This window comes from Pseudothauera nasutitermitis, assembly GCF_004801295.1.
GTDB lineage: Bacteria > Pseudomonadota > Gammaproteobacteria > Burkholderiales > Rhodocyclaceae > Pseudothauera > Pseudothauera nasutitermitis.
Window position 1 is genome coordinate 190,230 of record NZ_SSOC01000006.1, and the last position, 26,042, is coordinate 216,271.

Genomic DNA, 26,042 nt, shown 5'->3' on the forward strand with positions numbered 1-26,042 from the left:
GGTATCATGCGCCCCGCACCCGCCCGTCACCTTCCATGCGTACCCGACTCCGCCGCGAAACCTGGCTTTCCCATCCGCCGCGCGCCACCGTGCCGGCCGCGCTGCGTCCGTGGCTGACCGATCCGGCCTCGCTCACCGCGCGCATCCGCGCGCGCAGCAAGGCGTTCTCCGTGCAGGTGCGCGCCCAGCGCCTGGGCCGGCCGAACCGTGACGAAGCGCGCCTGCTCGGCCTGCGCCGCGGCGAACTGGCCTGGATCCGCGAGGTGCTGCTGATCGCCGACGGCCGGCCGGTGGTGTTCGCGCGTTCGGTGCTGCCGCGCGCCGGCCTGCGCGGCGTGTGGCGCCTGTTTCAGGGCATGGGCAACCGTCCGCTGGGCGCGGCGCTGTTCGCCGACCCGCGCATCGTGCGCCAGCCGCTGGCCTGCATCGGGCTGGACCGCCGCGATGCGCGCTATCATCGCATCGCCGCCGGCCTGGCCGGGCAGGCGCTGCCCGCACGGGTGTGGGCGCGCCGTTCGGTGTTCCTGCTGCGCGGCCGCGCCCTGCTGGTCAGCGAAGCCTTCGCGCCGGCCATTCTCGATCTGCCCGCCCGACCACTGCGATGACCCTCACCCAGCGTTTCCCCCTCTACTGGCGCCTGATGCGGCTGGACAAGCCGATCGGCATCCTGCTGCTGCTGTGGCCCACGCTGTGGGCGCTGTGGGTGGCCGCCGAAGGCGTGCCGCCGGCGCATTTGCTGGTGATCTTCGCGCTCGGCACCGTGCTGATGCGCTCGGCCGGCTGCGTGATCAACGATTACGCCGACCGCGATTTCGACGGCCACGTCGAGCGCACGCGCAACCGCCCGCTGGCCACCGGCGCGGTGGGCACGGGCGAGGCCCTGCTGCTCGCCGCCGCGCTGGCGCTGGTGTCCTTCATGCTGATCCTGCCGCTCAACGCGGCGGTGCTGTGGCTGTCGGTCCCGGCGCTGTTCCTCGCGGTCAGCTATCCGTTCACCAAGCGTTTCCTCGCCATTCCGCAGGCCTATCTGGGCATCGCCTTCGGCTTCGGCATCCCGATGGGCTTCGCCGCCGTACTGGGCACGGTGCCGGCCATCGGCTGGCTGATGCTGCTCGCCAACATCTTCTGGGCAGTGGCCTACGACACCGAGTACGCCATGGTCGACCGCAACGACGACCTGAAGATCGGCATTCGCACCTCGGCGATCACCTTCGGGCGCTTCGACGTGCTGGCGGTGATGCTGTGCTACGCGGCCACCTTCGCGCTGCTCGGCGTGGTGGGCGCGCTGGCCGGACGCGGCGCGCCGTTCTTCGCCGGGCTGGCGGTGGCCGTGGGCTTCGCGCTCTACCACTACACACTGATCCGCGGGCGCGAGCGCGCGCCGTGCTTCAAGGCCTTCCTGCACAACAACTGGGTGGGCGGCGCGATCTTCCTCGGGCTGGCGGCCGACTACCTGCTGCGCGGCTAGCGGGCGAAACCGGGTGTGCGCCCACCGGTCCAAGCAGGGCGGGGATTGCCCCGCGCCCCAAGGAGAGACCGGAATGAAAACACGTGCGTTAATCGGTGCGGCGCTGCTGGCCTTGGCCGCGCCCGTGCTGGCCTTCCATTGCCCGGCGGACATGAAGAAGATCGACGAGGCCATGAGCAGGAACCCCGCGCTCACCAGTACCCAGCTCGACGAGGTGCGCAAGCTGCGCGCCGAGGGCGAGGAACTGCACAAGGCCGGCAGGCACCAGGAATCGGTGGATACGCTGGCCAAGGCGATGAAGATCCTCGGTATCTGAATCCGTCCGGCGCAGGCGCGGGGGGCCGTGGACGTGGCCCTCCGCGTCGTTGACCGCGTCGGCGCGGGCGCCACGGGCTATCATTCGCCCCGAACCAACAAGGACTCCCGCCGACGATGCATTTCATGACCGCCCTGAAGGCCGCGTGGCGGCAGCGCGATTCGCTGCTGTGCGTGGGCCTCGATCCCGATCCGGCCAAACTGCCCGCCCATCTGGCCGGCCAGCCGGAGGCCATCTTCGAATTCTGCCGCGAAATCGTCGATGCCACCGCCGATCTGGCGTGCTGCTTCAAGCCGCAGATCGCCTATTTCGCCGCGCAGCGCGCGGAGGATCAGCTCGAAGCGCTGATTGAACACATCCACCGCCGGCATCCCGAGGTGCCGGTGATCCTGGACGCCAAGCGAGGCGACATCGGCAGCACCGCCGAGCAGTACGCCATCGAGGCCTTCGAACGCTACGGCGCCGATGCGATCACCGTCAGCCCCTACATGGGACGCGATTCGGTGGAGCCCTATTTCGCCTACCCGGACAAGGGCGTGATCCTGCTGTGCCGCACCTCCAACGCGGGCGGTTCCGACCTGCAGTTCCTCGACGTCGGCGGCCCCGCCGGGCAGGAGCGCCTGTTCGAGCGCGTCGCCCGCCTGGTCGCCGAGGAATGGAACACCGGCGGCAACTGCGGGCTGGTGGTCGGCGCCACCTTCCCGGACGAGATCGCCCGCGTGCGCCAGCTCACCGGCGATCTGCCGCTGCTGGTGCCGGGCATCGGCGCCCAGGGCGGCGACATCGAGGCCACGGTGAAGGCCGGGTGCAGCGCCGACGGCAGCGGCCTGATGATCAGTTCCTCGCGCGCCATTCTCTACGCCAGCCGGGGCGAGGATTTCGCCGAGGCCGCCCGCCGCGTCGCCACCGCCACCCGCGACGCGATCAACGTCCATCGCCCGACCTGAGGCGCAGCGCCCATGAAATACCATGACCTCCGCGACTTCATCGCCCAGCTCGAAGCGCGCGGCGAACTCAAGCGCATCCGCGTGCCGGTGGACACCCATCTGGAAATGACCGAGATCGCCGATCGCGTGCTGCGCGCTGGCGGCCCCGCGCTGCTCTTCGAGAATCCGGTGACCCGTGGCGTGCCGCAGGCCATCCCGGTGCTCGCCAACCTGTTCGGCACGCCGCAGCGCGTGGCCATGGGCATGGGCGAGGACGTTGCCGACGGCGACTGGAGCACGCCGCTGCGCGAGGTCGGCAAGCTGCTCTCCTTCCTCAAGGAGCCGGAGCCGCCCAAGGGCCTCAAGGACGCCTGGGAAAAGTGGCCGGTGCTCAAGCAGGTGCTCAACATGGCGCCGGCGGTGAAGCGTTCCGCGCCCTGCCAGGAAGTGGTGTGGGAAGGCGAGGAGGTCGATCTGGGCCGCCTGCCCATCCAGCACTGCTGGCCGGGCGACGTGGCGCCGCTGGTCACCTGGGGGCTGGTGGTCACCCGCGGGCCGCACAAGAAGCGCCAGAACCTGGGTATCTACCGCCAGCAGGTGATCGGCCGCAACCGGCTGATCATGCGCTGGCTGGCGCATCGCGGCGGCGCGCTGGATTTCCGCGACTTCCAGCAGGCCAACCCCGGCCAGCCCTTCCCGGTGGCGGTGGTGCTGGGCTGCGACCCGGCGACCATCCTGGGGGCGGTCACGCCGGTACCCGACACGCTCTCCGAATACCAGTTCGCCGGCCTGCTGCGCGGCGCGCGCACCGAGCTGGTGAGCTGCCTGGGCGAGGCCCAGCGCGCCGCCGACCTGCAGGTGCCGGCCTCCGCCGAGATCGTCCTGGAAGGGGTGATCCACCCCGGCGACCTGGCGCCGGAAGGCCCGTACGGCGACCACACCGGCTACTACAACGAAGTGGCCGAATTCCCGGTGTTCACCGTCGAGCGCATCACCCTGCGGCGCGAGCCCATCTACCACTCCACCTACACCGGCAAGCCGCCCGACGAGCCGGCCATGCTCGGCCTGGCGCTCAACGAAGTGTTCGTGCCGCTGTTGCAGCGCCAGTTTCCTGAGATCACCGACTTCTACCTGCCGCCGGAAGGCTGCTCCTACCGCCTGGCGGTGGTCGCCATCCGCAAGCAGTACCCCGGCCACGCCAAGCGGGTGATGTTCGGCATCTGGAGCTTCCTGCGCCAGTTCATGTACACCAAGTTCATCATCGTGGTGGATGAGGACGTGGCCATCCGCGACTGGAAGGAAGTGATCTGGGCGCTGACCACGCGGGTGGACGCCACGCGCGACACCACGCTGGTGGACAACACGCCCATCGACTACCTGGATTTCGCCAGCCCGGTGGCCGGCCTGGGCTCCAAGATGGGCATCGACGCCACCAACAAGTGGCCGGGCGAAACCACGCGCGAATGGGGTACGCCTATTGTCATGGACGCCGAGGTGAAAGCGCGCGTCGACGCCATGTGGGACGAACTGGGGCTGTAGGCGGCGGGCAGCGCGGAGCAGACGGCGGGGCGGACCCCGCCGTCTTTCATTCCGGCAGCGGAATGAGGTCTTCGTGGTCGTGCGGCGGCAGCGGGAAGCGCCCGCTGCGCCATTCGTCCTTGGCGCGTTCGATGCGCTCGCGCGTGGACGCGACGAAGTTCCACCACACGAAGCGTTCGCCCACCGGCTCGCCGCCCAGCAGCATCAGCGTGGCGTCCTCATTGGCGCGCAGCGGCGGACAGGCGCCGGGCTCGAACACCGCCAGTTGTCCGTGCACGAGCCTGCAGCCGTCCACTTCCACGCTGCCGGCGGCCACGTACAGCGCGCGTTCGCTGTATTCGTCCGGCGGCGTCAGGCTGGCGCCGGCCGGCAGTTCGGCATGCGCGTAGAACAGCGGCGACAGCGTGCGCACCGGGCTGTGCCGCCCCCAGGCGGTGCCGGCGATCACCCGCACGCGGGCACCGTCCTGGTCGAACACGGGTAGCGCGTCGGCCGGATAGTGGTCGAAGGCCGGCTCCACCTCGGCGTGCTCGACGGGCAGCGCCACCCAGGCCTGCAGCAGTTCCAGCCCGCCGCCCTCGAAGGATTCCGGGTGGTGGAAGCGTTCCGAGTGCGAGATGCCGCGCCCGGCGGTCATCCAGTTCACGTCGCCGGGGCGGATTTCCTGGGTGATGCCCAGGCTGTCGCGATGCACGATCATGCCCGAGAGCAGGTAGCTGATCGTCGCCAGGCCGATGTGCGGATGCGGGCGCACGTCGGCGCGTGAGACCTGTCCGGGTGCCAGGCTGAGCGGCCCGGCGTGGTCGTAGAACACGAAGGGGCCGACCATGCGCCGGCGCGCCTGGGGCAGCACGCGCAGCACGTCCACCCCGCCGCCCAGCGAACTGCGGCGGCCGTCGAGCACCAGTTCGATCATCTCTCCTCCCGGTTCCCGCGGGATCTCAGCGCGGCGTGCCCGTGCCGCACGGGCGGCGTTCCTCGCCGCACACGTGGAATTCGCCCAGCGGGCGGTTGAAGGTGTATTCCAGCGGTGCGCCGATCCAGGCCTTGGCGGTATCGCCGGCGCTGCCGCTGGGCAGCGTGAACGGCAGCGCGACGACGAAGCCGACGGTACCCAGCACGGCGCCGATCAGGCCCAGCGGGCGCACCAGCACCAGATCCGCCGCCATGTCCGCGCCGCGATCGCCGGTCGGGCTCTCGGTTGCATCGGCGCTGGCCAGGCCGCTCCAGCCCAGGGTCAGCACAAAGGCCAGGGCGCCGGCACGGCGCCGTGTCGCAAGGTGTCGCATGGGGAAATCCTCCGTGACATTCACCATGTCAGTATGGACCGGGATGCGCGCGTGGGCCAACGCCGGGTGTATCCCGGTGTGCCCCGCGCGGGCGGATTGGCTACCATGACGGTTTTCCGCCTTCGCCCCGGCTCCTCCGCATGCCACGCTTCCTGCATACCGCCGATTGGCAGATCGGCAAGCTCTACGGCCAGTTCGACGCCGACGAGGCCGCGCTGCTCGCCGAGGAACGCTTCGCGGCCGTCGAGCGTCTCGCCCGCCTGGCCGTCGAGCACCGCGTGGATGCCGTGCTGGTGGCCGGCGACGTGTTCGACGCGCAGACCGTCGCGGAGCGCAGCCTGCACCGCCTGGCGCACGCCATGTCGGCGTATGCTGGCCCGTGGCTGCTGCTGCCCGGCAACCACGACGCCGCGCTGGCCGAATCGGTGTGGACGCGGGCCGCCCGCCTGGGCGCGCTGCCGGCCGGTGCGCGGGTGTGCGCGCGGCCCGAGCCGGTGCTGCTGGAAGGCCTCGCCACCGCCGTGCTGCCGGCGCCGCTGACCCAGCGCAACACCCACGCCGACCTCACCGAATGGTTCGCCGCCGCGCCTACGCCGCCCGGCTGCCTGCGCATCGGCCTGGCCCACGGCAGCGTGCAGGGCATTCTCGCCGAGGACATCGACTCGCCCAACCCCATCGCCGCCGGGCGTGCGCAGCAGGCCGCGCTCGACTATCTGGCGCTGGGCGACTGGCACGGCACGCGGCGCATCGACGAGCGCACCTGGTACGCCGGCACGCCGGAAACCGACCGCTTCCGCGCCAACGATTCCGGGCAGGCGCTGCTGGTGGAGCTTGCCGCGCCCGGCGTGCCCCCGGTGGTCACCCCGCTGCGCACCGGGCGCTACCGCTGGCGTTCCGGGGAATGCACCCTGCGGGTGCCCAGCGACCTCGATGCCCTGCTCGCCGAACTGGCCGCCCTGGGGCCGGACGACGTGGCGCAGTGGTGCATCGCCGGGCACTGCGACCTGGCCGCGCACCGCCGCCTGGAGGCCGCGCTGGCGCAGGCCGGGGGCCGCGCGCGCAGCCTGCTGGCGGATCTGTCCGGACTGCGTGTGGAACCCACCGCCGAGGACGTCGAGGCGCTCGCCGCGGACGGCTATCTCGGCGAGGTCATCGACGCCCTGCGCAGCGCCCAGCAGGGCCAGGACGCCGAAGCGGCCGGCCGCGCGCGCGACGCCCTGGTGCTGCTCGCCGGCCTGCTCGACCACCGCCGTGCGCAGGAAGCGGAGGTGCGTCCGTGAAGCTCACCCGCCTGCGCGTCGAGCAGTTCCGCCAGTTCCGCGCGCCGCTGGAAATCCGCGATTTCGCTCCGGGCATCAACCTGTTCGCCGGCCCCAACGAGGCCGGCAAGAGCACCCTGGCCGCCGCGCTGCGCGCCGCTTTCTTCGAACGCCACCGTTCGTCCAGCGTGGAATACCTGCGCCCGTGGGGCGACAGCGCCGCCGCGCCCACGGTGGAGGTCGACTTCGAACTCGGCGGCCAGTCCTGCCGGCTGGTGAAGACCTTCCTGGCGCGCAAGCGCTGCACCCTGCAGATTGGCAATGAGCTGCTCGACGGTGCGCAGGCCGAGGACCGCCTCGCCGAACTGCTCGGCTTCCAGCATGCCGGCCGGGGCGAGAGCCGCGCCGAGCACTGGGGCATTCCCGGCCTGCTGTGGATCGAGCAGGGCGGCGCGCACAGCCTGCGCGAGGCGGTGGGCCATGCCGCCGACCATCTGCGCGCCGCGCTCGATGCCTCGCTGGGCGAGGTGGCCGCCAGCGGCGGCGACGGCGTGCTGGCCGAAGTGCGCGCGCTGCGCGCCGAACTGCTCACCGAAGCCGGCGGCAGGCCGCGCGGCGCCTACAAGGAAGCGCTGGAACGCCAGGAGCGCCTCGCCGCCGAGCTGGAAACCCTGGATGCGGCCATCGAACAGTATCGGCAGCGCGTCGACGCCCTGGCCGTGTTGCGCCGCGAACAGGCCGCCGATGAGGCGCAGCGCCCTTGGGAAACCTTCCGTACCCGCCAGCGCGAGGCCGCCGCCAGCCTGGAGGCCGTGCAAGTGCTGGAGCGGGAGCGCGTGAACACCCTGCGCCAGCAGGCCGAAGCGGAACAGCGCGCAACCCTGTGGCGCAGTCAGGTCGAGGCGGATGCGCGTGAGAAACAGGCCCTGGCCGATCGCGCCGGTGCCGAAGAAGCGGCACGCGCGCGCTGGGCGAGTGCCCAGGCCGCCGTGGCGCCCTGGCAGGCGGGCGTGGACGCCGCCAACGGCGAATTGCAGCGCGTGCGTGCCGATCTGGCCCGGGCCCGCGGGCGCGATGCGCGGGCCCGTCTGGAACGTGAAGCGGCCGCCGCGCAAACCCAGGCCGAGGTGCTGGCGCGCCGGCTGAAAGAGGCCGAACAGGCGGATGAGGACGTGCGCACGCTGCGCCAGCGTGCTGCCGTGCTGGCCGTGCCGGCGGACCTGCTGGCGGCGCTGCGCCAGGGCGCGCGTGAACTGGCGGAACTGGACATCCGCCGCTCCGCCGCCGCCACCCGCGTGCGCTATGCCCTGCTGTCCGGCCAGCAACTGCGCCTGGGCGCGGAAACCCTGCACGGCGACGGCGAGCGCGAACTGCTGGAGGCCACCGCGCTGGAGCTGCCGGGCGTGGGCCGCGTGGACATCCAGCCGGGCGGCAGCGATCTGGCCGAACTGCGCGCGCGCATCGACCGTCTGCATGCCCGGCAAAGCGAGCGCTTGCGCACGCTGGGGCTGGCCTCGCCGGAGGCGGTCGAGGCGCGCGTGCTGGAACACGCCGGCCTGCTCAATGAACTGACCGGCGCGCAGGCCCGCCTGCAAGCCCTGGCGGAAAGCGGCATCGAAGCGCTGCGCGGGGAGTGCGCTGCCCAGCACGCCCGCGCGGACGAACTGGCGAATGCCCTGCACGCGTTGCCGCCGGCGGCGGAAGACGGCGCCGGGCCGCCCGTGGAAGAAGCCGAGGCTGCCGAGCAGGCGGCCTTGCGTGCCCTGGCCGGCGCGCAGGAGTCCTTGCAGCAGGCGCGCCTTGCCGAGGCCGATGCGCGTGCGCGCCTGGAAGCCGCCAGCCGCGAGCACGCTACCGCCCGCCAGGCCTACGAGGCGCCCGCACGCGCCCGGGCGCTGGCCGGCGCGCGCGCCGGCCTCACCGATGCGCTGGCGCAGGGCGCGGAACTGGCGCGCCGCGCGGAAGCCCTGCATGCCCGCATCGCCGAAGCCCATCCGGACATCCTGCGCCAGGACGTCGAGCGCTACCGTGCCAGCGCCGACCAGCAGGAACAGCAGTACCGCGCGCGCCGGGACGACATCCTGCGCCTGGAAGCCGCCCTGCAGGCCGAGGGCGCGCAGGGCCAGGACGAACGGCGCGCTGAACTTGCCCGCGATCTCGCCCAGGCCCGCCGCCGCGCCGACGAACTGGGCCGCCGCGCGAGTGCGCTGGACCTGCTGCACGGCCTGCTGGACGAACAGCGCCAGCGCCTCACCCGCCGACTGCGCGCGCCCTTGCAGGCGCGCATGGAGCATTACCTGCGCCTGCTGTTCCCGCAGGCCAGCGTGGACATCGGCGAGGATCTTGCGCCGGCCTCGCTCCTGCGCCCGGCGTCGGGTGACGTGCAAGGCGGCAGTGTCGATGAATTGAGTTTCGGCGCGCGCGAGCAGATGGGCGTGATCGGCCGTCTGGCCTATGCTGACCTGCTCGCCGAGGCCGGCCGGCCCACGCTGATCCTGCTCGACGACGCGCTGGTGCATAGCGATGACGAGCGTCTCGCGCGCATGAAGCGCGTGCTGTTCGACGCTGCCACCCGCCATCAGATCCTGCTGTTCACCTGCCACCCGGAAGACTGGCGCGACCTGGGCGTGACGGCGCGCGATCTGCAGGCGCTGCGCGCGGGCTGAGCGCCGCGATTCAATCCCCGGATGGCGGTGCCGCGCTGCTTCCCTGTGCCACTTCGTCCAGCAGCCAGGAACGGAATGCCGAGATCGACGGTTCATGCAGCGCTTCCGCCGGGGTGACCAGGAAATAGCCGAAGTTGCGGTTGATGGTGATGTCGAAGGGCGCCACCAGGCGCCCGGCGGCGATCTCGCCGGCCACCAGTGGCCGTGACAGCAGGGCCACGCCGAGCCCGTCGGCGGCGGCCGCGACGGCCAGGCCCGAATCGGTGAAGTGCGGGCCGGTGGAAGTATCCACGCCGTCCACGCCGGCGGTGCGCAGCCAATCCGCCCAGCTCGGCCGCTCGCGGGCGAACGGGATGGTGTCGTCGTGCAACAGCAGGTGGTGGCGCAGGTCGGCCGGTTCGCGCAACGGGCGCTTGGCGTGCAACAGCGCGGGGCTGCATACGGCGGTGTAATCCGGCATGAACAGGCGTTCGCTGCGCAGGCCGGGGTAATCGCCGGTGCCGTAGCGGATCCACGCCTGCGCGCCGTCGCCGCGCAGGTCTCCGGGCGAGGGGCCGTTGCCGCTGCCGTCGATCATGCGTATCGCCCCGGACAGATGCAGTTCGATGTCCGGTTCGCGGCGGGCGAAGCCCTGCAGGCGCGGCACCAGCCAGCGCGTGGCGAACGAGGGCGGGGCGGTCACCGCCAGGCGGGCGCGCGGGCCGGGCTTGCGCACCTGGGCGACCGCGGCGGCAAGGCAGGCCATGCCTTCGCGCACCTTGGGCAGCAGGGCCTCGCCTTCCGGGGTGAGGGCGAGCGCGCGGGTCAGGCGGCGGAACAGCATGCAGCCCAGGTAGTCCTCCAGCCCGCGGATCTGATGGCTGATCGCCGTGGGTGTGACCGCCAGTTCCTGTGCGGCCTGCTTGAAGCTGAGATGGCGGGCGGCGGCTTCGAAGGCGCGCAGGGCATTGAGGGGTGGCAGGCGATGGGGCATATGGATGAATTTTTCTGATTCGTCGACTGACAAATGATCGCTTGCTGCGGCGCAACGGCCACGGCTAGATTGCAGTCAGCCCGCACAACGGGCCATCAGCCAAGGAGCCACACAATGGACGCCCATCATATCTCCATCGAAGAACGGATTCGCATCGCCCAACGCCTGCACGACGAGGCCGTCGTCGACCTGTCCGCCGCCGGCTGGCGCGCCTTGCGCGACGCGGTCAGCCGCTTCGTGCGTGGGTGGAGCAGGCCTGCGCGCGCGCATCGCCCCCTGCCGCACTGAGCGCCTGTCTGCGATCTTTTCGCAGGGTCCGTTGCCCTGCCAGGCAGGCCGCTGCGGCGTTACAAATGCCCGCCGGGCCACCAGCCCGACTGCGCTTTGTGCCTTGCATCGACCTGCCTGGCGCGGCAACCCGTAGGGTGCCGCCCGAAGCGTCCCGCTCCGTGTCGTGCGGCGGTCGTTTTCAGCCCGTGCCGTCCGTCCAGGCGCGCGCCAGCAAGGGTTCGGCCAGCGCCGGGTCCGCCAGCAGGCCGGGCACCTGTCCGGCCGGCCGGCTGAAGCGGCTGGCGATGAAGGCATCGGCCACCGCCTGCGGCGCATGGCGGCGCAGCAGTACCGCCTGGGTCAGCAGCACCAGACGAGCCGCGCTATCGCGCGCCGACCATTCGTCGGGGGCGCCGTGCAGGCGTTCGCGCAATTCGTCGAGCGCGCCGCGCAACATGCGCTCGCTGGCGCAGCCCTGCGCCAGATCGTCGAGCAGCAGCGCCGTGCCTTCCGGCTCGCGCGCCACGGCGCGCAGCACGTCCAGGCACATCACGTTGCCGGAGCCCTCCCAGATCGAGTTCACCGGCGCCTCGCGCAGCAGGCGCGGCAGCGGGCTTTCCTCCACGTAGCCGTTGCCGCCGTGCACTTCCATGCATTCGGCGACGAAGGCGGTGGCGCGCTTGCACACCCAGAATTTGGCCGCCGGGGTGAGCACGCGGCGGCGGGCGCGGGCCAGCGCGCCGCGCGCGTCGCTGCGCCCTTCGTCCTCGACGGCGGCCGCCAGATGCAGCGCGAGGCGGGTGGCGGCCTCGCTTTCCAGCGCCAGATCGGCGAGCACGTTGCGCATCGCCGCGTGTTCGCCCAGCGCGCGGCCGAAGGCGTGGCGGTGGCGGGCATGGTGCAGGGCCTCGGCCAGCGCGCGGCGCATCAGCGCGGCGCTGCCCAGCACGCAGTCCAGGCGGGTCTGCGCGGCCATTTCGATGAGTACCGGAATGCCGCGCCCCGGTTCGCCGATCAGGATGCCCAGGGCGTCGTGGAACTCCACCTCGCCGGAAGCGTTGGAGCGGTTGCCGAGCTTGTCCTTGAGGCGCTGGATGCGCACCGTGTTGCGCGTGCCGTCAGGCCGCCAGCGCGGCACGTAGAAGCACGACAGGGCGTCGTCGGCGCGCGCGAGCACGAGATGGGCGTCGCTGGCCGGGGCGGAATAGAACCACTTGTGGCCGACCAGGGCGTATGCGCCGCCGCGTCCGCCGGCCCCCTGCGCGCGGGCATGCGTGGTGGTGCCGCGCAGATCGGAGCCGCCCTGCTTCTCGGTGAGCCCCATGCCCACGTTGAGGCCGCGCTTTTCCGCCAGCGGCAGATCGCGCGGATCGTATTCGCACGCACCGAACAGAGTGCCGAGCTGCGCCCACAATGCCGCCTCGCGGCGCAGCAGGGGCAGGGCGGCGAAGGTCATGGTGACCGGGCACAGGCTGCCGGCTTCGACCTGGCCGTGCAGGTAGAAGGCCGCCGCGCGCGCCACGTGGGCGCCGGGCCGCGCATCCAGCCAGGCCGGGCCATGCACGCCCTGCGCATGCAGCAGGGTCATCAATTCATGCCAGGCCGGGGCGTGGTCCACGCGATCCACGCGGTGGCCCCGCGCATCGTGGGTGATCAGCCGCGGGGCCTGCTGGTTGGCGGCCTCGCCCAATGCGAGGGTGGCGGCGCGGCCGAGCCGTTCGCCGTAGGCACGCAGTGCCGGCGCGTGCTCGCCGCCGCCTTCGTCGGCGAGCGCCTCGCGCAGCGCGAGGTCGCCGGAGAACAGGTTGTAGTCCGCCAGTGGCGGCACCTGGTTGAACACCTCATGGGTGGTCCACATGGTCTCCTCCTGTGTTGCGCCTCGTACCGATGGCCGGGCGCGGATGGTTTTTCCCGCAGTGTAGAGGGCGCGCGTGGCGCTTGCCACGGAGCGGTGCTTCAAGGCAGTTCGCGCATGCGCAGGAAGCGCGGAAAGCGCGGCAGGCCGTTGGGGGTGAGTTCGCGGTAGCGGTAGGTGACCAGACTGCCGGGCGGCGGCGGATCGCGGCGCTGGGCGTCGGTGAGTCCGCTGCCCAGGCGGAAGCGGCGGCCGTCCGGCGCTTCGACCAGCAGAGAGCCGGTCATGCCGGCCAGGCGGCCCTTGCCCGGCAGGTGGGCGATCACGCGCGCTTCGTCGTCCAGCCAGGGGGTGAGCTTGAGCAGCGCGGGACTGCGCCCGGCCGTCCAGTGCGCGTCGGCGCGATGCAGCATCAGGCCCTCGCCGCCGCCGCGCACCACCTCGTCGAGCAGGCCCTGCAATTCTCCGCGGCTGCTCACGCGGCGCTGGGGCACGGCCTGCAGCCAGGGCACGCCGGCGGCGTCGGCGATCCGGCGGATGCGTTCGATGCGCGCGCTGAAATCGCCGGATGCGCCGGGCAGTTCGAACACCATGTAGCGCACCGCACGCCAGGCGGGGTCGTCGGGTGCCTGGCGGCGCACCAGTCCGGACAGGCGGTCGAAGCTGCGCCGCCCCATCCACAGCTCGCCATCCAGCGTTTCGGCCGGCAGCGCGGCGGTGAACCAGTCGGGCGCGGCGATCCGGCCGCCGTTGCGCAGGCGCAGGGCATGGCCGTCCCAGCGTGCGCGCACGCCGTCGTACTTCTCGCTGACCCAGTAGGCGGTGGGGTCGATGCCCGCGTGGTGGCGCTCGGCGAGCATGGGCTGTGGCGCGGGCGTGCCCGCCGTGGCGGGCGGTGGCGCAAGTGCCAGTACGGCGGCGAACAGCAGGGGGAGCAGGAAGAGGGGGGCCATGCCGGCGCGGGAGGTGACAGAGAAATGATTATGTCATTCTATGCGCCTGCATGGCGTGCGCCATGGGCTGGTGTAGCCTGCCAGGATTTGAATAGAATGATAAGTATTATCATTCCGTGCGCTCTCGGGCGCTGCACCCGTGCTCTCTTCAGCCCCCTCCATCGCGGACCTGCTCGTCCACTACCGCGAACTGCGCCGTTTCCTCGCCCGCAAGCTGGGCAATCCGGTGGATGCGGAGGACATCGCGCAGAGCACCTATGAACAGCTCCTGCTGACCTTGCAGCGCAAGCTCGATGTTTCCGTCGAATCCCCGCGCGCGCTGCTGTTCCGCATCGCGCACAATCTCTGCGTGGATCATTACCGCCGCCAGCAGACCTCGCGGAACTGGGCCGGGCAGCAGGCGGCCACGGCAGCCGGCCAGACGGCGCCGGCCGCCGATTACCTCGTCGCGCAGCGCCAGATCCTCGAATTGGTGGTGGCGCAACTGCTGCGCCTGCCGCCGGCGCGCCGCCACGTCTTCCTGCTGTTTCGTGCGTACGGCATGAGCCGGGCCGAAATCGCCGCGCATCTGGGCATCGGCGAAAGCACCGTGGCCAAGCACGTCGTGCGCGCGACGCTGGACTGCGCGCGCATCTTTGCCGAGCTGCGCGCCAGCATGCCCGAACACATTGAGCCGTGGAACGGCTTGTCCGCCGAGTATTCCACCGGGCAGGAAAACGGATGAACGCCGAGCGCGCCGCCCTGTGAACACCACGTCCACACAGATCGATGAACGCCTGGTGGAGAAGGCCCTGCGCCTGATCGCCCGGGCGGCCGTGGAGCCGCCGGAATCCGCCTGCAGGGCGCAGGCGGAACTCATGCGCTGGCAGAAGCGCTCGCCGGAAAACGCCGCCGCCTGCGAGGAGGCGCGGGCGCGCTGGCAGATGCTCGGCACGCTGGCGCCCGAACTGCGGGAACAGTTCGCCCGGCCCGATGCGGTCCTGCCCAGACCGGGCCGCCGCCAACTGCTCGGCCTGCTGTTCACCGGCGGCGCGGTCGGCCTGCTCGGCGGCGGCGCATGGTGGTACCGGCAGCATGAAACGCTGGTCGCCCGGCACTACTTCAACGAGACCCGCGAGGCGCTGCTGGCCGAACTGCCGGACGGCGCCGGCGGCCTGCCCGGCAGCCGCGTCCAGCTCGCGCCCGCCACGCGTCTGCAGGTGAACCTCAGCCGCGCCCTGCGCGCTGCCGATCTGCAGACGGGCGAAGCCTACTTCGCCGTCGCCCGCGATGCCGCCCGCCCGTTCCGGGTGCGCACCCGCGCCGGGGACATCGAAGTCCTCGGCACCGCCTTCAGCGTCACCGATCGCGGCGGCGCCGTGGACATCGCCGTCGAGCACGGCCACGTGCGCTTCACCCCGCGTGCCGATGGCCTGAACCGCCTGCCCTTGCTGGGACCATCCGCCATCGATCTGTACGGCGGCCAGGCCCTGGCCGTGCGCGATGGCCGCCCAGGGGCCGTGCGTACCGTGCGGGCGGAACAGATCGCCCCGTGGCGCGACGGCTGGCTGATCTTCGACGATACCCGGCTGGCGGAGGCCCTGCCCACCATCAACGCCTACCGGCAGCAGCCCATCGTCCTGGCCGACGCGCGAGTCGGTGCGTTGCGCCTCACCGGCCGCTTCCGCGCGCAGGACCAGCGCGGCCTGCTCCAGGCGCTGCCGGCCATCCTGCCGCTGCACGTGGAAACGCTGGACGATGGCGGCGTCCGCCTGCGGGCGCGCTGAAAGCCGGGAGTCTTGCTGTGTGGGGCATTCCCCGGCAATCCGGAATTCCCTGTCTCCGTTTTCCCGCCTCAAACGTCTCCTGCTCTGAAGCGTGCTTTTCGGTTGAAGCGCGTATAACCCGGACAGGAGCCACCATGCCCCAGCGCAACAAACCCCGCAGCCGCCTGCTGCCCGTCGTCGCCGTCCTGTGCGGCGCTTTCGCCCTGCTTGCCGGCCTGCCCGCGCCGGCCCATGCGCAAACAGGCGCGCAACAGGCGGAACGCAGTTTCGAGATCGATCTGCCCGCCCAGCCGCTGGGCAGCGCGCTGAACGAACTCTCGCGCCAGACCGGCGCGCAGATCTTCGCCGCCGGTGAACTGGTGAGCGGCCATGCGGCACCGGCCGTATCGGGCAGATTGAGCCTGGAGCAGGCCTTGGGCAGGCTTCTGGCGGGCAGCGGACTGAGCGCGCGCAGGAGCGGCGCCGATGCCTTCAGCGTCGTCCAGGCCGGGGAGGCCGTACTGTCCACGGTGACCATCTCCGGCAAGGGGGTCGGTGCGACCACCGAGGGCACGGGCTCCTACACCACCTGGTCCACCAGCAGCTCCACCCGCCTGAACCTGACACCGCAGGAGACGCCGCAGTCCGTCACCGTGATGACGCGCCAGCGCATGGATGACCAAAGGCTCAACAGCCTGAACGACGTGCTGGACGCCGCCGTCGGCGTCACCATGAAGCCGCTCGGCCACGGCGCGGACGGTCCGCAGATGTGGGCGCGCGGCTCCAGCATCACCAACTTCCAGATCGACGGCGTGCCCGTCTCCTCGTCGATGAGCAACTACCTGCAAAGCACCGCGATGTACGACCGCGTGGAAATCGTCAAGGGCGCCACCGGCATCATGAGCGGCCTGGGCACCCCGGCGGCGACGATCAACATGATCCGCAAGCGCCCGACGAAGGCGCCGCAGACCCGTATCAGTGCCGAAGCCGGCAACTGGTCGCGCTACGGCGTGGGGCTGGATCTCTCCCGCCCGCTGAACGAAGATGCCTCCGTGCGTGGCCGGCTGGTGGTCGATTACAAGCGCGATGGCGCGTGGACCGACAACTACCGGCAGGACTACGGCGTGCTGTACGGCATCGGCGAGGTGGACCTGGGACCCCGCACGCTGCTGACGGCGGGCTTCAGCCACATCACCCGCAACACGGACTCGCCGATTCGATCTTTCGATGTGGTCTACACAAACGGCCAACCGACCGGAGCCAAGCCGTCGAACGGTGCATCGCCGGATTGGATCTACTACGACCACCAGGTGAACAGCGTCTTCGGCTCGATCGAGCACACCTTCGGCTCCGGCTGGAGCGCCAAGGCCGAACTGACGCACGGCCGCTACAAGTACGATGCGCTCATCGCCTCCCTGGTCGGCAATGGGGTAGACCAGGCGACCGGCCTCGGTGCCATGGCGCAGATCAGCTTCTGGGGCAGCACGACCGAGCAAACCAGCCTCGACGCCTACGTCACCGGGCCGTTCTCGCTGTTCGGGCGGCAGCACGAGCTGATCGGCGGCGTCACGCTGTCCCGCCTCGAACAGGACAGCCCCGGCTACCCGTCGCCAGCGCGGCAGAACATCACCGATCTGTTCAACTGGGCCAACGAGCTATCGGAGCCAACGCGCGGCGCCCAGACCAGCAAAACCACGTCCAAGCAGTACCAGGTCAGCGCCTACCTGAACGCCCGCCTGCAATTGAGCGATGCCACCAGCCTGCTGCTGGGAAGCCGCCTCATCAACTGGAAGCTCGACCGTGATGCCGTTACCTATTCCAGCGGCAACGTGGACGCGGCGCGCCTGCGGGAGAACAACATCTTCGTGCCCTACGTCGGCATCGTCCATGCGCTGAACGACACCTACTCGCTGTACGCCAGCTATACCCAGATCTTCAATCCACAGCCCTACTATGTGATCGACATCGATGGCAACCTGCTGGACCCGGAAGAAGGCACCAGCTACGAAGCCGGCATCAAGGCGAGCTTCAACGGCGGCGCGTTGACCTCCAGTCTGTCGCTGTTCCGTACCCGGCAAGACACCTTCCCGGTATGGGACGGCGTGACGCGAACCTATACGGCCATCGACGACACCATCACGGAAGGCGTGGAGGTCGAACTGGCCGGCGAACTGGCGAATGGCTGGCAGCTTGGCGCCGGCTACACCTACAGCGAAACCCGCGACAAGGACGACGTACGGCTGATGACACGCATTCCCCGCAATACGGCCAAGCTGTTCACCAGCTACCGACTGCCGGGCGAGTGGAACAGACTGACGCTGGGCGGCGGCGTCAACTGGGAAAGCGAGAGCGGGGAGGCCGCCTACACCCAAGACAGCTACGCCCTGCTCAACCTGATGGCGCGCTACCAGATCAACAAGCAGCTATCTGTCGCCGCGCACCTCAACAACGCACTCGACAAGCGTTACCTCATGGGCGTTGCGGGCACACGCGGCGTCTATGGCCCACCGCGCAACTTCATGGTGTCGGCGAAGTACAGCTTCTGACGAGGCGCCGGGCCTTTGTTCCGTAAGGACCTTGCGCCACGCGGGTGCGGCGCAACGCCCGGGAGGCTCGTCGGCCTTCCGGGCGTGCGGATCTGCCGCCAAGTCCGTCATGGGCGGTTCAGCGTTGTGGCGGATGTGCGAGCAGAGCGCCGCCCAGCTTGGCGGGGATCTCGCCGACCACGCTGTCCGGGGCCGTCTGCGCCTCGCCGGCGGCCAGCCGCAGCGGCACCACGCCGGCCCATACCGGCCATGCCATGTCCTCGTCGTCGTCCTTGGGGCCGCCGCTGCGCATCTTCACCACGGCCTCATGGAGCGGCAGGCGCAGGAGGGTGGTGGCGTACAGCTCCTTGGCGTTGATCGGCCGCAGTTGATCCCAGCGCCCCGGCGACAGGTGCTCGATGAAGGCGCGCAGACTGGCTTCCTTGGCGGCCTCCTCCAACTCGGCGAAGCGCCCGTAGATGACCGCCGAGCGGTAGTTCATCGAATGGTGGAAGGCGGAACGCGCATACACCAGGCCGTCCACGTGAGACAGGGTGACGCAGCATTCCCCGGCGGCCAGCGCGCGCAGCATGCGCGAGGCGCGCGCGCCGTGGATGTACAGGTGTTCGCCTTCTCGCCAGTGTGCGGTGGGCAGCGCATGCACGGAACCCTCCCAGTTGAAGGCGATGGTACAGATGGGCGCGCTGTCGATGACGGCGGCCAGCGTGTCGAAGTCGTAGCGCGCGCGGTCGGGCAGGCGGCGCACGTGGGTGCGCTTGCTGGGGGCGGGATGGCTCATGGTCGGGGTTTCCGTGGTGAATGGGGCGAGCCTCCATGCTGAGGGTTTCGTGGCACTATCCATAGAGCCAGATTCGCATGAATTCATGGAGCCACGATGCCGCCATCCCTTGCCCGCGATTCCTCTTCCACCGAGGCCGGCGACGCCGCCGGGGCCTTCCATTGGCTGATGGCCGAGCCGTTGCCGCCCGGCCTGGCGCGCCAGCAGCTGCTCTACCAGCGCCTGCGTGCGGCCATTGTCGAGGGCCGGCTGCCGGCGGGCACGCGCCTGCCGGCCAGCCGGGCGCTGGCGGTGGAGCTGGGCATCGCGCGCAACACCGTGCTGTACGCCTACGAGCAACTGGTGGCCGAGGGCTGCCTGACGGCCGGCCGCCAGGGCACGCGGGTGGCGCGCCTGGCGAGCGCCCGGCCGCTGGAAGGCATGCCGCGTGCCGGGCATCTGCCGGGGCTGGCCCGGCGCGCCGCGTCCGCGCTGCGCGTGGATGGCGCGGTGGAGATCGATACGCTGCTGCTGGCCCCCGGCGTGCCGGATCTGACGCTGTTCCCGTTCCGCGCCTGGCGGGCCTGCCTGGAGCGCGCCTGGCGGGCGGCCACGCCGCGCCAGCTCGGCTATGCCTCGCATGGCGGGGAACCGGGCTTGCGCGCCGCGCTGGCCGCGCACCTGTCGGCGGCGCGCGGTTTCGCGGTACACGCCGAACAGGTGGTGATCACCGCGGGCACGCAGGCCGGCCTGGATGCCTGCGCGCGCCTGCTGGCGGACGCGGGCGACATGGCCTGGGTGGAAAACCCCGGCTATCCGGCGGCCCGCGCGGCACTGGAACTGGCCGGCTTGCGCCTGCACGCGCTGCCGGTGGACGAGGCCGGCATGGCGCCGGCCGCGCGGGACTGGCGGGAGGCCATACCGCGCCTGATCCTGCTGACGCCTTCGCACCAGTACCCCACCGGCCGGGTGATGAGCCTGGCGCGCCGCCTGGAACTGCTCGACGGCGCGCGGGCCGCCGGCGCATGGATCATCGAGGACGACTACGATTGCGAGTTCCGCCGCGGCGGCCCGGCGTTGCCAGCGCTGTACGGCCTGCGTGCGGAGGCGCCGGTGGTGTATGCGGGCACCTTCAGCAAGACGCTGTACCCCGGCCTGCGCATCGGCTACCTGGTGGTGCCGCGCGCGCTGGCGGCGGATTTCGCGCGTGCCGCCGGGCAGGCCACGCGGCCAGGGCATGGGGTGGAGCAGGCGGCGCTGGCGGATTTCATCCAGCGCGGGCATTACACTGCGCATCTGCGCCGCGTGCGGCGGCATTACGAACAGCGCCAGCGCGCGCTGCGCGCGGCACTGGCGCGCCGGCCGGGCGCGGAAACGGCGGTCGGCGGCGGCGAGGCCGGGCTGCATCTGCTGCTGTGGCTGCCGCCGGACTGCCCGGACGTGGAGGTGGCGCGCCACGCCGCCGCGCTGGGCCTGGGCGTGCGTCCCCTGTCGCGCTACACCGTGCCACCGTTGCGCTGCAACGGGCTGGTGCTGGGCTACGGCAGCCTGGATGAGCGTCAGGCCGACGAGGCGGTGCGCCGCCTGCGCGTGGCGATGGCGCGCGCCGCCGGGTGAGCGGCGCGCGCCGGGGCTCAGGCCGCCAGCGTGCGCGGTGCCACGTCCAGGTCGAGACGGTTCACCCCGCCAAGGATGGCGCGGATCGACGCGGTGACGATGTTGGCATCCAGCGCCACGCCGTAGCGGTCGCCGCGCCCTTCGGCGCTGAGCTCCAGGAAGGCGCAGGCGCGCGCCTCGCCGGCGTCGCTGCTGGCGGCCAGCGAGCGTTCCTCGTAGCTGCGCACGGTGACGTGGATGCCGGCGCTCTGCAGGGCATGTACGGTGGCGTCGATGGGGCCGTTGCCTTCGCCGACCAGCAGGTGGCGGGTGCCGCCGATCTCCACGACCAGGCGGATGCCCTGCGCGGCGCCGTGCTCGAACAGATGGTGTTCGACGTAGCGCAGCGGTTCGGCGCTGTCCAGGTAGGTGGCGGAGAACAGCGCCCAGATGTCGGCCGCGCTCATCTCCGCGCCGGTGGCGTCGGTGACCTTCTGCACCTCGCGGGAGAATTCCACCTGCAGGCGGCGCGGCATGATCACGCCGTACTCGGTTTCCAGCAGATAGGCGATGCCCCCCTTGCCGGACTGGCTGTTGACGCGGATCACCGAGTCGTAGCTGCGTCCGACGTCCGCCGGGTCGATCGGCAGATAGGGAACGTTCCACGGAGCGCCGGCCTTTTGAGCGGCGAATCCTTTCTTGATGGCGTCCTGGTGGGAGCCGGAGAAGGCCGTGAATACGAGATCCCCCACATAGGGGTGGCGTGGGTGGATGGGCAACTGGTTGCAGTACTCGACGGTGCGCGCGACGGCGTTGATGTCGGAGAAGTCGAGTCCGGGCGAGACGCCCTGGGTGTAGAGGTTGAGCGCGAGGGTGACGATGTCCACGTTGCCGGTGCGCTCGCCGTTGCCGAACAAACAGCCTTCCACGCGGTCGGCGCCGGCCATCAGGCCGAGTTCGGCGGCGGCCACGCCGGTGCCGCGGTCGTTGTGCGGGTGCAGCGAGAGGATCACGCTGTCGCGGCGGGCGAGGTTGCGGTGCATCCATTCGATCTGGTCGGCGTACACGTTGGGGGTGGCGACCTCCACGGTGGCGGGCAGGTTGAGGATGACCTTGTCGGCCGGCGTGGCGCCCCATTCGGCGGTCACCGCGTCGCACACTTCCCGGGCGAATTCGAGTTCGGTGGCGGTGAAGGTTTCCGGGCTGTACTGCAGGACGATCTCGGTCTCCGGCATGCCGGCGGCGAGTTCCTTGATGAGCCGCACGGCGGAGACGGCGAGCGCGACCACTGCGGGCTTGTCGAGGTTGAACACCACTTCGCGGAAGGTCGGCGAGGTGGCGTTATAGACGTGCACGATGGCGCGCCGGGCGCCGCGCACCGATTCCATGGTGCGGCGGATGAGATCCTCGCGCGCCTGGGTGAGCACCTCGATGGTGACGTCCTGCGGCACGTGGCCGCCCTCGACGAGGTGGCGGACGAAGTCGAAGTCGGTCTGCGAGGCGGAGGGGAAGCCCACCTCGATTTCCTTGAAGCCGATGGCGCACACTGTGTTGAACATGCGCATCTTGCGTTCCACGTTCATCGGCTCGAACAGCGCCTGGTTGCCGTCGCGCAGGTCGGTGCTCATCCAGATCGGCGCATGGGTGATGCTGCGGCCGGGCCACTGGCGGTCGTGGAGCGGAATCGGCTGGAAGGCGCGGTATTTGGCGGACGGGTCGGACAACATCATGGCGGTGCTCCGGTGTGCGGCGAACGGCGATTGGATGTAGGGCATGGTACGCCGCCGGTCGCGGCGGATGATTGCGTTATCGCGATGCACAAGGGCAGAATTCGGAGAAATCGTGCATGGATTGTTTGTTTTGTGCACGAAAATTCTTACTGGGGAATTCAATGGCCAATATCGTGCAACTGGACCGCTACGATCGCCGGATCCTGGAGCTGCTGCAGCAGGACGGCCGGGTGAGCAATCAGGAACTGGCCGACCGCGTCGCGCTGTCGCCTTCGTCCTGCCTGCGCCGGGTGCGCGCGCTGGAGGAATCCGGGCTGATCGCCGGCTATCGTGCGGTGCTCGACGCGCGCCGCCTGGGGCTGACGCTGATGGCGCTGATCCACATTTCCATGGACCGCCACACGCCGGAGCGCTTCGACCACTTCGAGGCCGAGGTGAACGGCATTGCGGAAGTGCTGGAATGCCTGCTGATCACCGGGCAGGACGCCGATTACCAGCTCAAGGTGGTGGTGGCCGACATGGATGCCTACCAGGAACTGCTGCTCCAGCGCATCACCCGCATCCCCGGGGTCACCGGCGTGCATTCCAGCTTCGTGCTGCGCCGGGTGATCGAACGCGCGGCGTTGCCGCTGGAGCGCAACTGAGGAGAGGGGCTCAGCGGCCCGCCCACACCCATTCGAGCAGCGCATCCTGCGCGGCCTGGCTTTCCGCCGCGCGCGGGTGGTTCACCATCATCACCACGGCGTGGCGGCGGCCGTCGCGGTCGAGCACGTAGCCGGCCATCGCGCGCACGCCGTTGAGCGTGCCGGTCTTGATGTGCGCCATGCCGCTGGCCGGGCTGCCGTTGAGGCGCCGGCGCGCGGTGCCGTCCACGCCGGCCATCGGCATGGCGGCGATGAACTCCGGCATCCACGGGCGCCGCCAGGCGGTCAGCAGCAGCGTGCCCAGGCTGTCGGCGCGGATGCGCTCGACGCGCGACAGGCCGGCGCCGTTCTCGATCACCAGCCCGTCGGTGGGAATGCCGGCGCTTTCCAGCTGGGTGAGCGCGACCAGCGCGCCGGTGCTCGCCATGTCCGGCGATTCGCCGGCCGTGGCGCCCAGCGTGGCGAGCAACTGGCGGGCGACGACGTTGCTCGACCACTTGTTCATGTTGCGCACCACGTCGGCCAGCGGCTCAGAAGTGTCATCGAGCAGCGTGGGCGCGTTGGCCGGCGCCAGCCCCGCGCGCACCCGGCCATCCAGCCGGCCACCGACTTCCCGCCACAGCGCGGCAACCAGCGCCACGCCGAAGTCTTCCGGCGACAGGGGCGCGGCGCTCCAGTCGCGCCGCCCGCAACTGGCCGGCAGGCGGCCTTCCAGGGTGAGCAGCGGGCCGTCCGGCGCGATGCCCAGGCGGGCATCCAGTGCCTGGTACCAGACCCCGCAGGCGCCTGCGGCGGTGACGATGCGGTTGTCGATGCGCAGCCCGGTCAGCGGCGGATCGCTCGCCAGGACCACGGTTTCGCCGGCCTGCCGGCCCGGAACCAGGGTCAGGCGCAGGCTGTTGTAGTGCAGCAGCAGCCCGTGCGCGCCGCTGTTGTAGGGCCGCAGGCCGCGTCCGTCGAAGGCGTTGGGGTCGTGGGGCGGCAGGCGCAGCGCCGAGCCGTCGAGCACCAGATCGCCGGCGATGCGTTCGATGCCCAGTGCGCGCAGCTGGCGCAGCAGCTTCCACAGGCGCTCGTAGCTCAGCATCGGGTCGGCGCCGCCGATCAGGTACAGGTCGCCCTCCAGCACGCCGGCGCGCGGCTGGGCGAGGCTGGCGGCGCGCGTGCTCCAAGTGTGCGCCGGGCCCAGGCGGTCGAGCGCGGCGAAGGCGGTGACCAGCTTCATCACCGAGGCCGGGTTCATCGGCCGTTCGGCGTTCACCGCCAGCGTCGGTGTGCTGCCGTCCACCGGCTGCACCCAGATTGCCACGTCCGCGGCCGGAATGCCGGCGGCCTCGAGCGGGGCGAGCACGCTGCGCGGCAGGTCGGCGGCGCTGGCGGCGCCGGCCGCGAGGCAGACGGCGATGCGGAGCAGGAATCGGAACGGGCGGAGAAAGCGCATGGGGTGGGCGTGGGGCGGCCGGGGTAGAATTCCGCCGACGATGCCGGCGCAGGGGGATTCTACCTGTTCGGTGTTCCGACGATTTCCCCCAAGGAAACCCCGCATGATCCTGGTAACTGGCGGCGCCGGCTTCATCGGCGCCAATTTCGTGCTCGACTGGCTGGCCGCCGGCGACGAGCCGGTGCTCAACCTGGACGCGCTCACCTACGCGGGCAATCTGGAGAATCTGGCCAGCCTGCGTGGCGATGCGCGCCATGTCTTCGTGCAGGGCGACATCTGCGACCGTGCGCTGGTCGCCCGCCTGCTCGCCGAGCACCGCCCGCGCGCCATCGTGCATTTCGCCGCCGAAAGCCACGTGGACCGTTCCATCCACGGCCCCGGCGCCTTCGTGCGCACCAACGTGGAAGGCACGTTCACCCTGCTGGAGGCCGCGCGGGCCTACTGGAGCGTGCTGACGGGCGCCGAGCAGGAAGACTTCCGCTTCCTGCACGTCTCCACCGACGAGGTCTACGGCACGCTGGGCGCGGACGACCCGCCGTTCACCGAAACCACACCCTACGCGCCCAACAGCCCGTATTCGGCCAGCAAGGCGGCCTCCGACCATCTGGTGCGCGCCTGGCACCACACCTACGGCCTGCCGGTGCTCACCACCAACTGCTCGAACAACTACGGGCCCTACCAGTTTCCCGAGAAGCTGATTCCGCTGGTCATCGCCAACGCCCTGGCCGGCAAGCCGCTGCCGATCTACGGCGACGGCCTGAACGTGCGCGACTGGCTGTACGTGGGCGACCACTGCGCGGCCATCCGCGAGGTGCTGGCGCGCGGCCGCCTCGGCGAGACCTACAATGTCGGCGGCTGGAACGAGATGCCCAACCTGGAGATCGTGCGCACCATTTGCGCGCTGCTCGACGAGGCCCGGCCCGACCCCGCCGGACCATACGAACGGCTGATCACCTACGTGACCGACCGCCCCGGACATGACCGGCGCTACGCCATCGACGCGCGCAAGATCGAACGCGAACTGGGCTGGCGGCCGGCGGAAACCTTCGCCACCGGCATCCGCCGTACCGTGGCCTGGTATCTCGCCAACCAGGACTGGGTAGCGCACGTGCACAGCGGCGCCTACCGCGAGTGGATCACCGCCAATTACGCCGGGCGCGGGGCGCCGGCGTGAAGATCCTGCTCACCGGCGCCAGCGGCCAGGTCGGCTGGGAACTGGCGCGCAGCCTGCAGCCGCTGGGAGAGGTCGTCGCGCCGGCGCGCGCAGCCTGCGATCTGGCGCGCCCGGAAACCCTGGCCGCGCTGGTCGACCGCGTGGCGCCGCAACTCATCGTCAATGCCGCCGCCTATACGGCGGTGGACCGCGCGGAAAGCGAGGAAGCCCTGGCGACCCGCGTCAACGCGGAGGCCGTCGCCGAACTGGCGCGCGCGGCGCGCAGGCACGGCGCGCTGCTGGTGCATTACTCCACCGACTATGTGTTCGACGGCGGCAAGGCCGGCGCCTACCGCGAGGACGATGTGGTGGCCCCGCTCAACGCCTACGGGCGTGGCAAGCTGGCCGGCGAGCGTGCCGTGCTGGCATCCGGCTGCGACCACCTGATCTTCCGCACCACCTGGGTGTATGCGGCGCGCGGTGCCAATTTCCTGCGCACCATGCTGCGCCTGGGGGCCGAGCGCGAAACCCTGCGCGTGGTGGCCGATCAGGTGGGCGCGCCGACCTGGGCGCGCAACATCGCCGACGCCACCGCGCTGGCGGTCGCCCAGGCCCGGCGCGAGCGCGCCGAGGGGCGCTTCGAATCCGGCCTGTTCCACCTGGCAGGCGGCGGCGAGACGAGCTGGCACGGCTTTGCCGAAGCCATCTTCGCGCTGGCGCGCGAGAAACTGCCGGAGCAGCCCTTGAAGGTGGCCAGGGTGGAGGCGATCGGCAGCGCGGAGTATCCGACGCCGGCGGTACGGCCGCTCAATTCGCGCTTGAATCAGGATGCACTGGCGGCACGTTTCGGCCTGCGCCTGCCGCCCTGGCGGGATGCACTGGCGCGTTGCATCGAAGAACTCGGCACGCGCTGAGC

At 70.9% G+C, this 26,042-nt stretch carries 23 protein-coding genes; 15 read left to right on the top strand and 8 right to left on the bottom strand.

Features of this window, described 5'->3' with window-relative positions:
• Positions 1 to 35: 35 nt before the first annotated feature.
• From E6C76_RS16900 to ubiD, 5 genes are all read left to right on the top strand, one after another.
• Positions 36 to 605 (top strand): chorismate--pyruvate lyase family protein, encoded by a 570-nt coding sequence (locus tag E6C76_RS16900; RefSeq protein WP_136349422.1) that lies wholly within the window; start codon positions 36 to 38, stop codon positions 603 to 605.
• Positions 602 to 1,468, top strand: a complete 867-nt coding sequence (ubiA, locus tag E6C76_RS16905; protein ID WP_136349423.1) for a 4-hydroxybenzoate octaprenyltransferase — start codon at positions 602 to 604, stop codon at positions 1,466 to 1,468. The genes E6C76_RS16900 and ubiA overlap by 4 nt, the downstream gene beginning before the upstream one ends.
• Positions 1,469 to 1,541: 73 nt before the next feature.
• Positions 1,542 to 1,784, top strand: coding sequence for a hypothetical protein (locus E6C76_RS16910; RefSeq protein WP_136349424.1), 243 nt, complete (start codon positions 1,542 to 1,544; stop codon positions 1,782 to 1,784).
• A 116-nt stretch (positions 1,785 to 1,900) separates the two neighbouring features.
• Positions 1,901 to 2,731, top strand: coding sequence for an orotidine-5'-phosphate decarboxylase (gene pyrF / locus E6C76_RS16915; RefSeq protein WP_136349425.1), 831 nt, complete (start codon positions 1,901 to 1,903; stop codon positions 2,729 to 2,731).
• 12 nt (positions 2,732 to 2,743) lie between these two features.
• The gene (gene ubiD, locus E6C76_RS16920; protein WP_136349426.1) at positions 2,744 to 4,249 is read left to right on the top strand and encodes a 4-hydroxy-3-polyprenylbenzoate decarboxylase; all 1,506 of its coding nucleotides are present in this window, start codon (positions 2,744 to 2,746) and stop codon (positions 4,247 to 4,249) included.
• A gap of 46 nt (positions 4,250 to 4,295) precedes the next feature.
• On the opposite strand, the gene E6C76_RS16925 is transcribed toward ubiD, so the two are convergent.
• Positions 4,296 to 5,165: a pirin family protein gene (locus E6C76_RS16925; protein ID WP_136349427.1), complete on the bottom strand. Its 870-nt coding sequence runs from the start codon at positions 5,163 to 5,165 to the stop codon at positions 4,296 to 4,298.
• Between the two features lie 25 nt (positions 5,166 to 5,190).
• A complete protein-coding gene (locus E6C76_RS16930; protein ID WP_230976302.1) occupies positions 5,191 to 5,538 on the bottom strand; it encodes a hypothetical protein in 348 nt (115 codons plus the stop codon).
• A 140-nt stretch (positions 5,539 to 5,678) separates the two neighbouring features.
• Between E6C76_RS16930 and E6C76_RS16935 the strand changes: the two genes are divergently transcribed.
• Together E6C76_RS16935 and E6C76_RS16940 are read left to right on the top strand one after the other, a co-directional pair.
• A complete protein-coding gene (locus E6C76_RS16935) occupies positions 5,679 to 6,818 on the top strand; it encodes a metallophosphoesterase family protein (protein WP_136349428.1) in 1,140 nt (379 codons plus the stop codon).
• A complete protein-coding gene (locus E6C76_RS16940; RefSeq protein WP_136349429.1) occupies positions 6,815 to 9,463 on the top strand; it encodes an AAA family ATPase in 2,649 nt (882 codons plus the stop codon). Before E6C76_RS16935 ends, E6C76_RS16940 begins: the two co-directional genes overlap by 4 nt.
• 10 nt (positions 9,464 to 9,473) lie before the next feature.
• Here the strand turns inward: E6C76_RS16940 and gcvA are convergent, their stop codons facing one another.
• Positions 9,474 to 10,436, bottom strand: coding sequence for a transcriptional regulator GcvA (gcvA, locus tag E6C76_RS16945; RefSeq protein ID WP_136349430.1), 963 nt, complete (start codon positions 10,434 to 10,436; stop codon positions 9,474 to 9,476).
• A 114-nt stretch (positions 10,437 to 10,550) separates the two neighbouring features.
• On the opposite strand from gcvA, the gene E6C76_RS22105 reads away from it, so the two are divergent.
• Positions 10,551 to 10,724, top strand: a complete 174-nt coding sequence (locus E6C76_RS22105; RefSeq protein WP_168734367.1) for a hypothetical protein — start codon at positions 10,551 to 10,553, stop codon at positions 10,722 to 10,724.
• 181 nt (positions 10,725 to 10,905) lie between these two features.
• On the opposite strand, the gene E6C76_RS16950 is transcribed toward E6C76_RS22105, so the two are convergent.
• Positions 10,906 to 12,564: an isovaleryl-CoA dehydrogenase gene (locus E6C76_RS16950; protein WP_136349431.1), complete on the bottom strand. Its 1,659-nt coding sequence runs from the start codon at positions 12,562 to 12,564 to the stop codon at positions 10,906 to 10,908.
• 98 nt (positions 12,565 to 12,662) lie between these two features.
• Complete coding sequence (locus E6C76_RS16955; RefSeq protein ID WP_136349432.1) at positions 12,663 to 13,514, bottom strand: DNA ligase; 852 nt, start codon at positions 13,512 to 13,514, stop codon at positions 12,663 to 12,665.
• A 139-nt stretch (positions 13,515 to 13,653) separates the two neighbouring features.
• Between E6C76_RS16955 and E6C76_RS16960 the strand changes: the two genes are divergently transcribed.
• The 3 genes from E6C76_RS16960 to E6C76_RS16970 all read left to right on the top strand — a co-directional run bounded on the left by E6C76_RS16960 (position 13,654) and on the right by E6C76_RS16970 (position 17,805).
• Positions 13,654 to 14,238, top strand: coding sequence for an RNA polymerase sigma factor (locus tag E6C76_RS16960; RefSeq protein ID WP_211090259.1), 585 nt, complete (start codon positions 13,654 to 13,656; stop codon positions 14,236 to 14,238).
• A gap of 19 nt (positions 14,239 to 14,257) precedes the next feature.
• Entirely contained in the window at positions 14,258 to 15,280 is a 1,023-nt protein-coding gene (locus E6C76_RS16965) for a FecR family protein (RefSeq protein ID WP_136349433.1), read from the top strand.
• Between the two features lie 134 nt (positions 15,281 to 15,414).
• Positions 15,415 to 17,805: a TonB-dependent siderophore receptor gene (locus E6C76_RS16970; RefSeq protein ID WP_136349434.1), complete on the top strand. Its 2,391-nt coding sequence runs from the start codon at positions 15,415 to 15,417 to the stop codon at positions 17,803 to 17,805.
• Positions 17,806 to 17,923: 118 nt separating this feature from the next.
• Here E6C76_RS16970 and E6C76_RS16975 read toward each other — a convergent pair whose 3' ends face one another.
• The gene (locus E6C76_RS16975) at positions 17,924 to 18,583 is read right to left on the bottom strand and encodes a pyridoxamine 5'-phosphate oxidase family protein (RefSeq protein ID WP_136349435.1); all 660 of its coding nucleotides are present in this window, start codon (positions 18,581 to 18,583) and stop codon (positions 17,924 to 17,926) included.
• A 168-nt stretch (positions 18,584 to 18,751) separates the two neighbouring features.
• On the opposite strand from E6C76_RS16975, the gene pdxR reads away from it, so the two are divergent.
• Entirely contained in the window at positions 18,752 to 20,179 is a 1,428-nt protein-coding gene (gene pdxR, locus E6C76_RS16980) for a MocR-like pyridoxine biosynthesis transcription factor PdxR (protein ID WP_136349663.1), read from the top strand.
• 17 nt (positions 20,180 to 20,196) lie between these two features.
• On the opposite strand, the gene leuA is transcribed toward pdxR, so the two are convergent.
• Positions 20,197 to 21,888, bottom strand: coding sequence for a 2-isopropylmalate synthase (gene leuA, locus E6C76_RS16985; protein WP_136349436.1), 1,692 nt, complete (start codon positions 21,886 to 21,888; stop codon positions 20,197 to 20,199).
• A gap of 173 nt (positions 21,889 to 22,061) precedes the next feature.
• On the opposite strand from leuA, the gene E6C76_RS16990 reads away from it, so the two are divergent.
• Positions 22,062 to 22,532, top strand: coding sequence for an Lrp/AsnC family transcriptional regulator (locus E6C76_RS16990; RefSeq protein ID WP_211090279.1), 471 nt, complete (start codon positions 22,062 to 22,064; stop codon positions 22,530 to 22,532).
• 10 nt (positions 22,533 to 22,542) lie between these two features.
• On the opposite strand, the gene dacB is transcribed toward E6C76_RS16990, so the two are convergent.
• Entirely contained in the window at positions 22,543 to 23,973 is a 1,431-nt protein-coding gene (gene dacB / locus E6C76_RS16995) for a D-alanyl-D-alanine carboxypeptidase/D-alanyl-D-alanine endopeptidase (protein WP_136349438.1), read from the bottom strand.
• 103 nt (positions 23,974 to 24,076) lie between these two features.
• On the opposite strand from dacB, the gene rfbB reads away from it, so the two are divergent.
• The gene (gene rfbB / locus E6C76_RS17000) at positions 24,077 to 25,147 is read left to right on the top strand and encodes a dTDP-glucose 4,6-dehydratase (RefSeq protein WP_136349439.1); all 1,071 of its coding nucleotides are present in this window, start codon (positions 24,077 to 24,079) and stop codon (positions 25,145 to 25,147) included.
• Positions 25,144 to 26,040, top strand: a complete 897-nt coding sequence (rfbD, locus tag E6C76_RS17005) for a dTDP-4-dehydrorhamnose reductase (RefSeq protein ID WP_136349440.1) — start codon at positions 25,144 to 25,146, stop codon at positions 26,038 to 26,040. Before rfbB ends, rfbD begins: the two co-directional genes overlap by 4 nt.
• Positions 26,041 to 26,042: the final 2 nt, after the last annotated feature.

Excerpts from the sequence above, each read along its gene's own strand:
- E6C76_RS16900 (WP_136349422.1), top strand. The coding sequence starts at position 36 with ATGCGTACCCGACTCCGCCGCGAAACCTGGCTTTCCCATCCGCCGCGC.
- ubiA (WP_136349423.1), top strand. The coding sequence starts at position 602 with ATGACCCTCACCCAGCGTTTCCCCCTCTACTGGCGCCTGATGCGGCTG.
- E6C76_RS16910 (WP_136349424.1), top strand. The coding sequence starts at position 1,542 with ATGAAAACACGTGCGTTAATCGGTGCGGCGCTGCTGGCCTTGGCCGCG.
- pyrF (WP_136349425.1), top strand. The coding sequence starts at position 1,901 with ATGCATTTCATGACCGCCCTGAAGGCCGCGTGGCGGCAGCGCGATTCG.
- ubiD (WP_136349426.1), top strand. The coding sequence starts at position 2,744 with ATGAAATACCATGACCTCCGCGACTTCATCGCCCAGCTCGAAGCGCGC.
- E6C76_RS16925 (WP_136349427.1), bottom strand. The coding sequence starts at position 5,165 with ATGATCGAACTGGTGCTCGACGGCCGCCGCAGTTCGCTGGGCGGCGGG.
- E6C76_RS16930 (WP_230976302.1), bottom strand. The coding sequence starts at position 5,538 with ATGCGACACCTTGCGACACGGCGCCGTGCCGGCGCCCTGGCCTTTGTG.
- E6C76_RS16935 (WP_136349428.1), top strand. The coding sequence starts at position 5,679 with ATGCCACGCTTCCTGCATACCGCCGATTGGCAGATCGGCAAGCTCTAC.
- gcvA (WP_136349430.1), bottom strand. The coding sequence starts at position 10,436 with ATGCCCCATCGCCTGCCACCCCTCAATGCCCTGCGCGCCTTCGAAGCC.
- E6C76_RS22105 (WP_168734367.1), top strand. The coding sequence starts at position 10,551 with ATGGACGCCCATCATATCTCCATCGAAGAACGGATTCGCATCGCCCAA.
- E6C76_RS16950 (WP_136349431.1), bottom strand. The coding sequence starts at position 12,564 with ATGTGGACCACCCATGAGGTGTTCAACCAGGTGCCGCCACTGGCGGAC.
- E6C76_RS16955 (WP_136349432.1), bottom strand. The coding sequence starts at position 13,514 with ATGGCCCCCCTCTTCCTGCTCCCCCTGCTGTTCGCCGCCGTACTGGCA.
- E6C76_RS16970 (WP_136349434.1), top strand. The coding sequence starts at position 15,415 with ATGCCCCAGCGCAACAAACCCCGCAGCCGCCTGCTGCCCGTCGTCGCC.
- E6C76_RS16975 (WP_136349435.1), bottom strand. The coding sequence starts at position 18,583 with ATGAGCCATCCCGCCCCCAGCAAGCGCACCCACGTGCGCCGCCTGCCC.
- pdxR (WP_136349663.1), top strand. The coding sequence starts at position 18,752 with ATGGCCGAGCCGTTGCCGCCCGGCCTGGCGCGCCAGCAGCTGCTCTAC.
- leuA (WP_136349436.1), bottom strand. The coding sequence starts at position 21,888 with ATGATGTTGTCCGACCCGTCCGCCAAATACCGCGCCTTCCAGCCGATT.
- dacB (WP_136349438.1), bottom strand. The coding sequence starts at position 23,973 with ATGCGCTTTCTCCGCCCGTTCCGATTCCTGCTCCGCATCGCCGTCTGC.
- rfbB (WP_136349439.1), top strand. The coding sequence starts at position 24,077 with ATGATCCTGGTAACTGGCGGCGCCGGCTTCATCGGCGCCAATTTCGTG.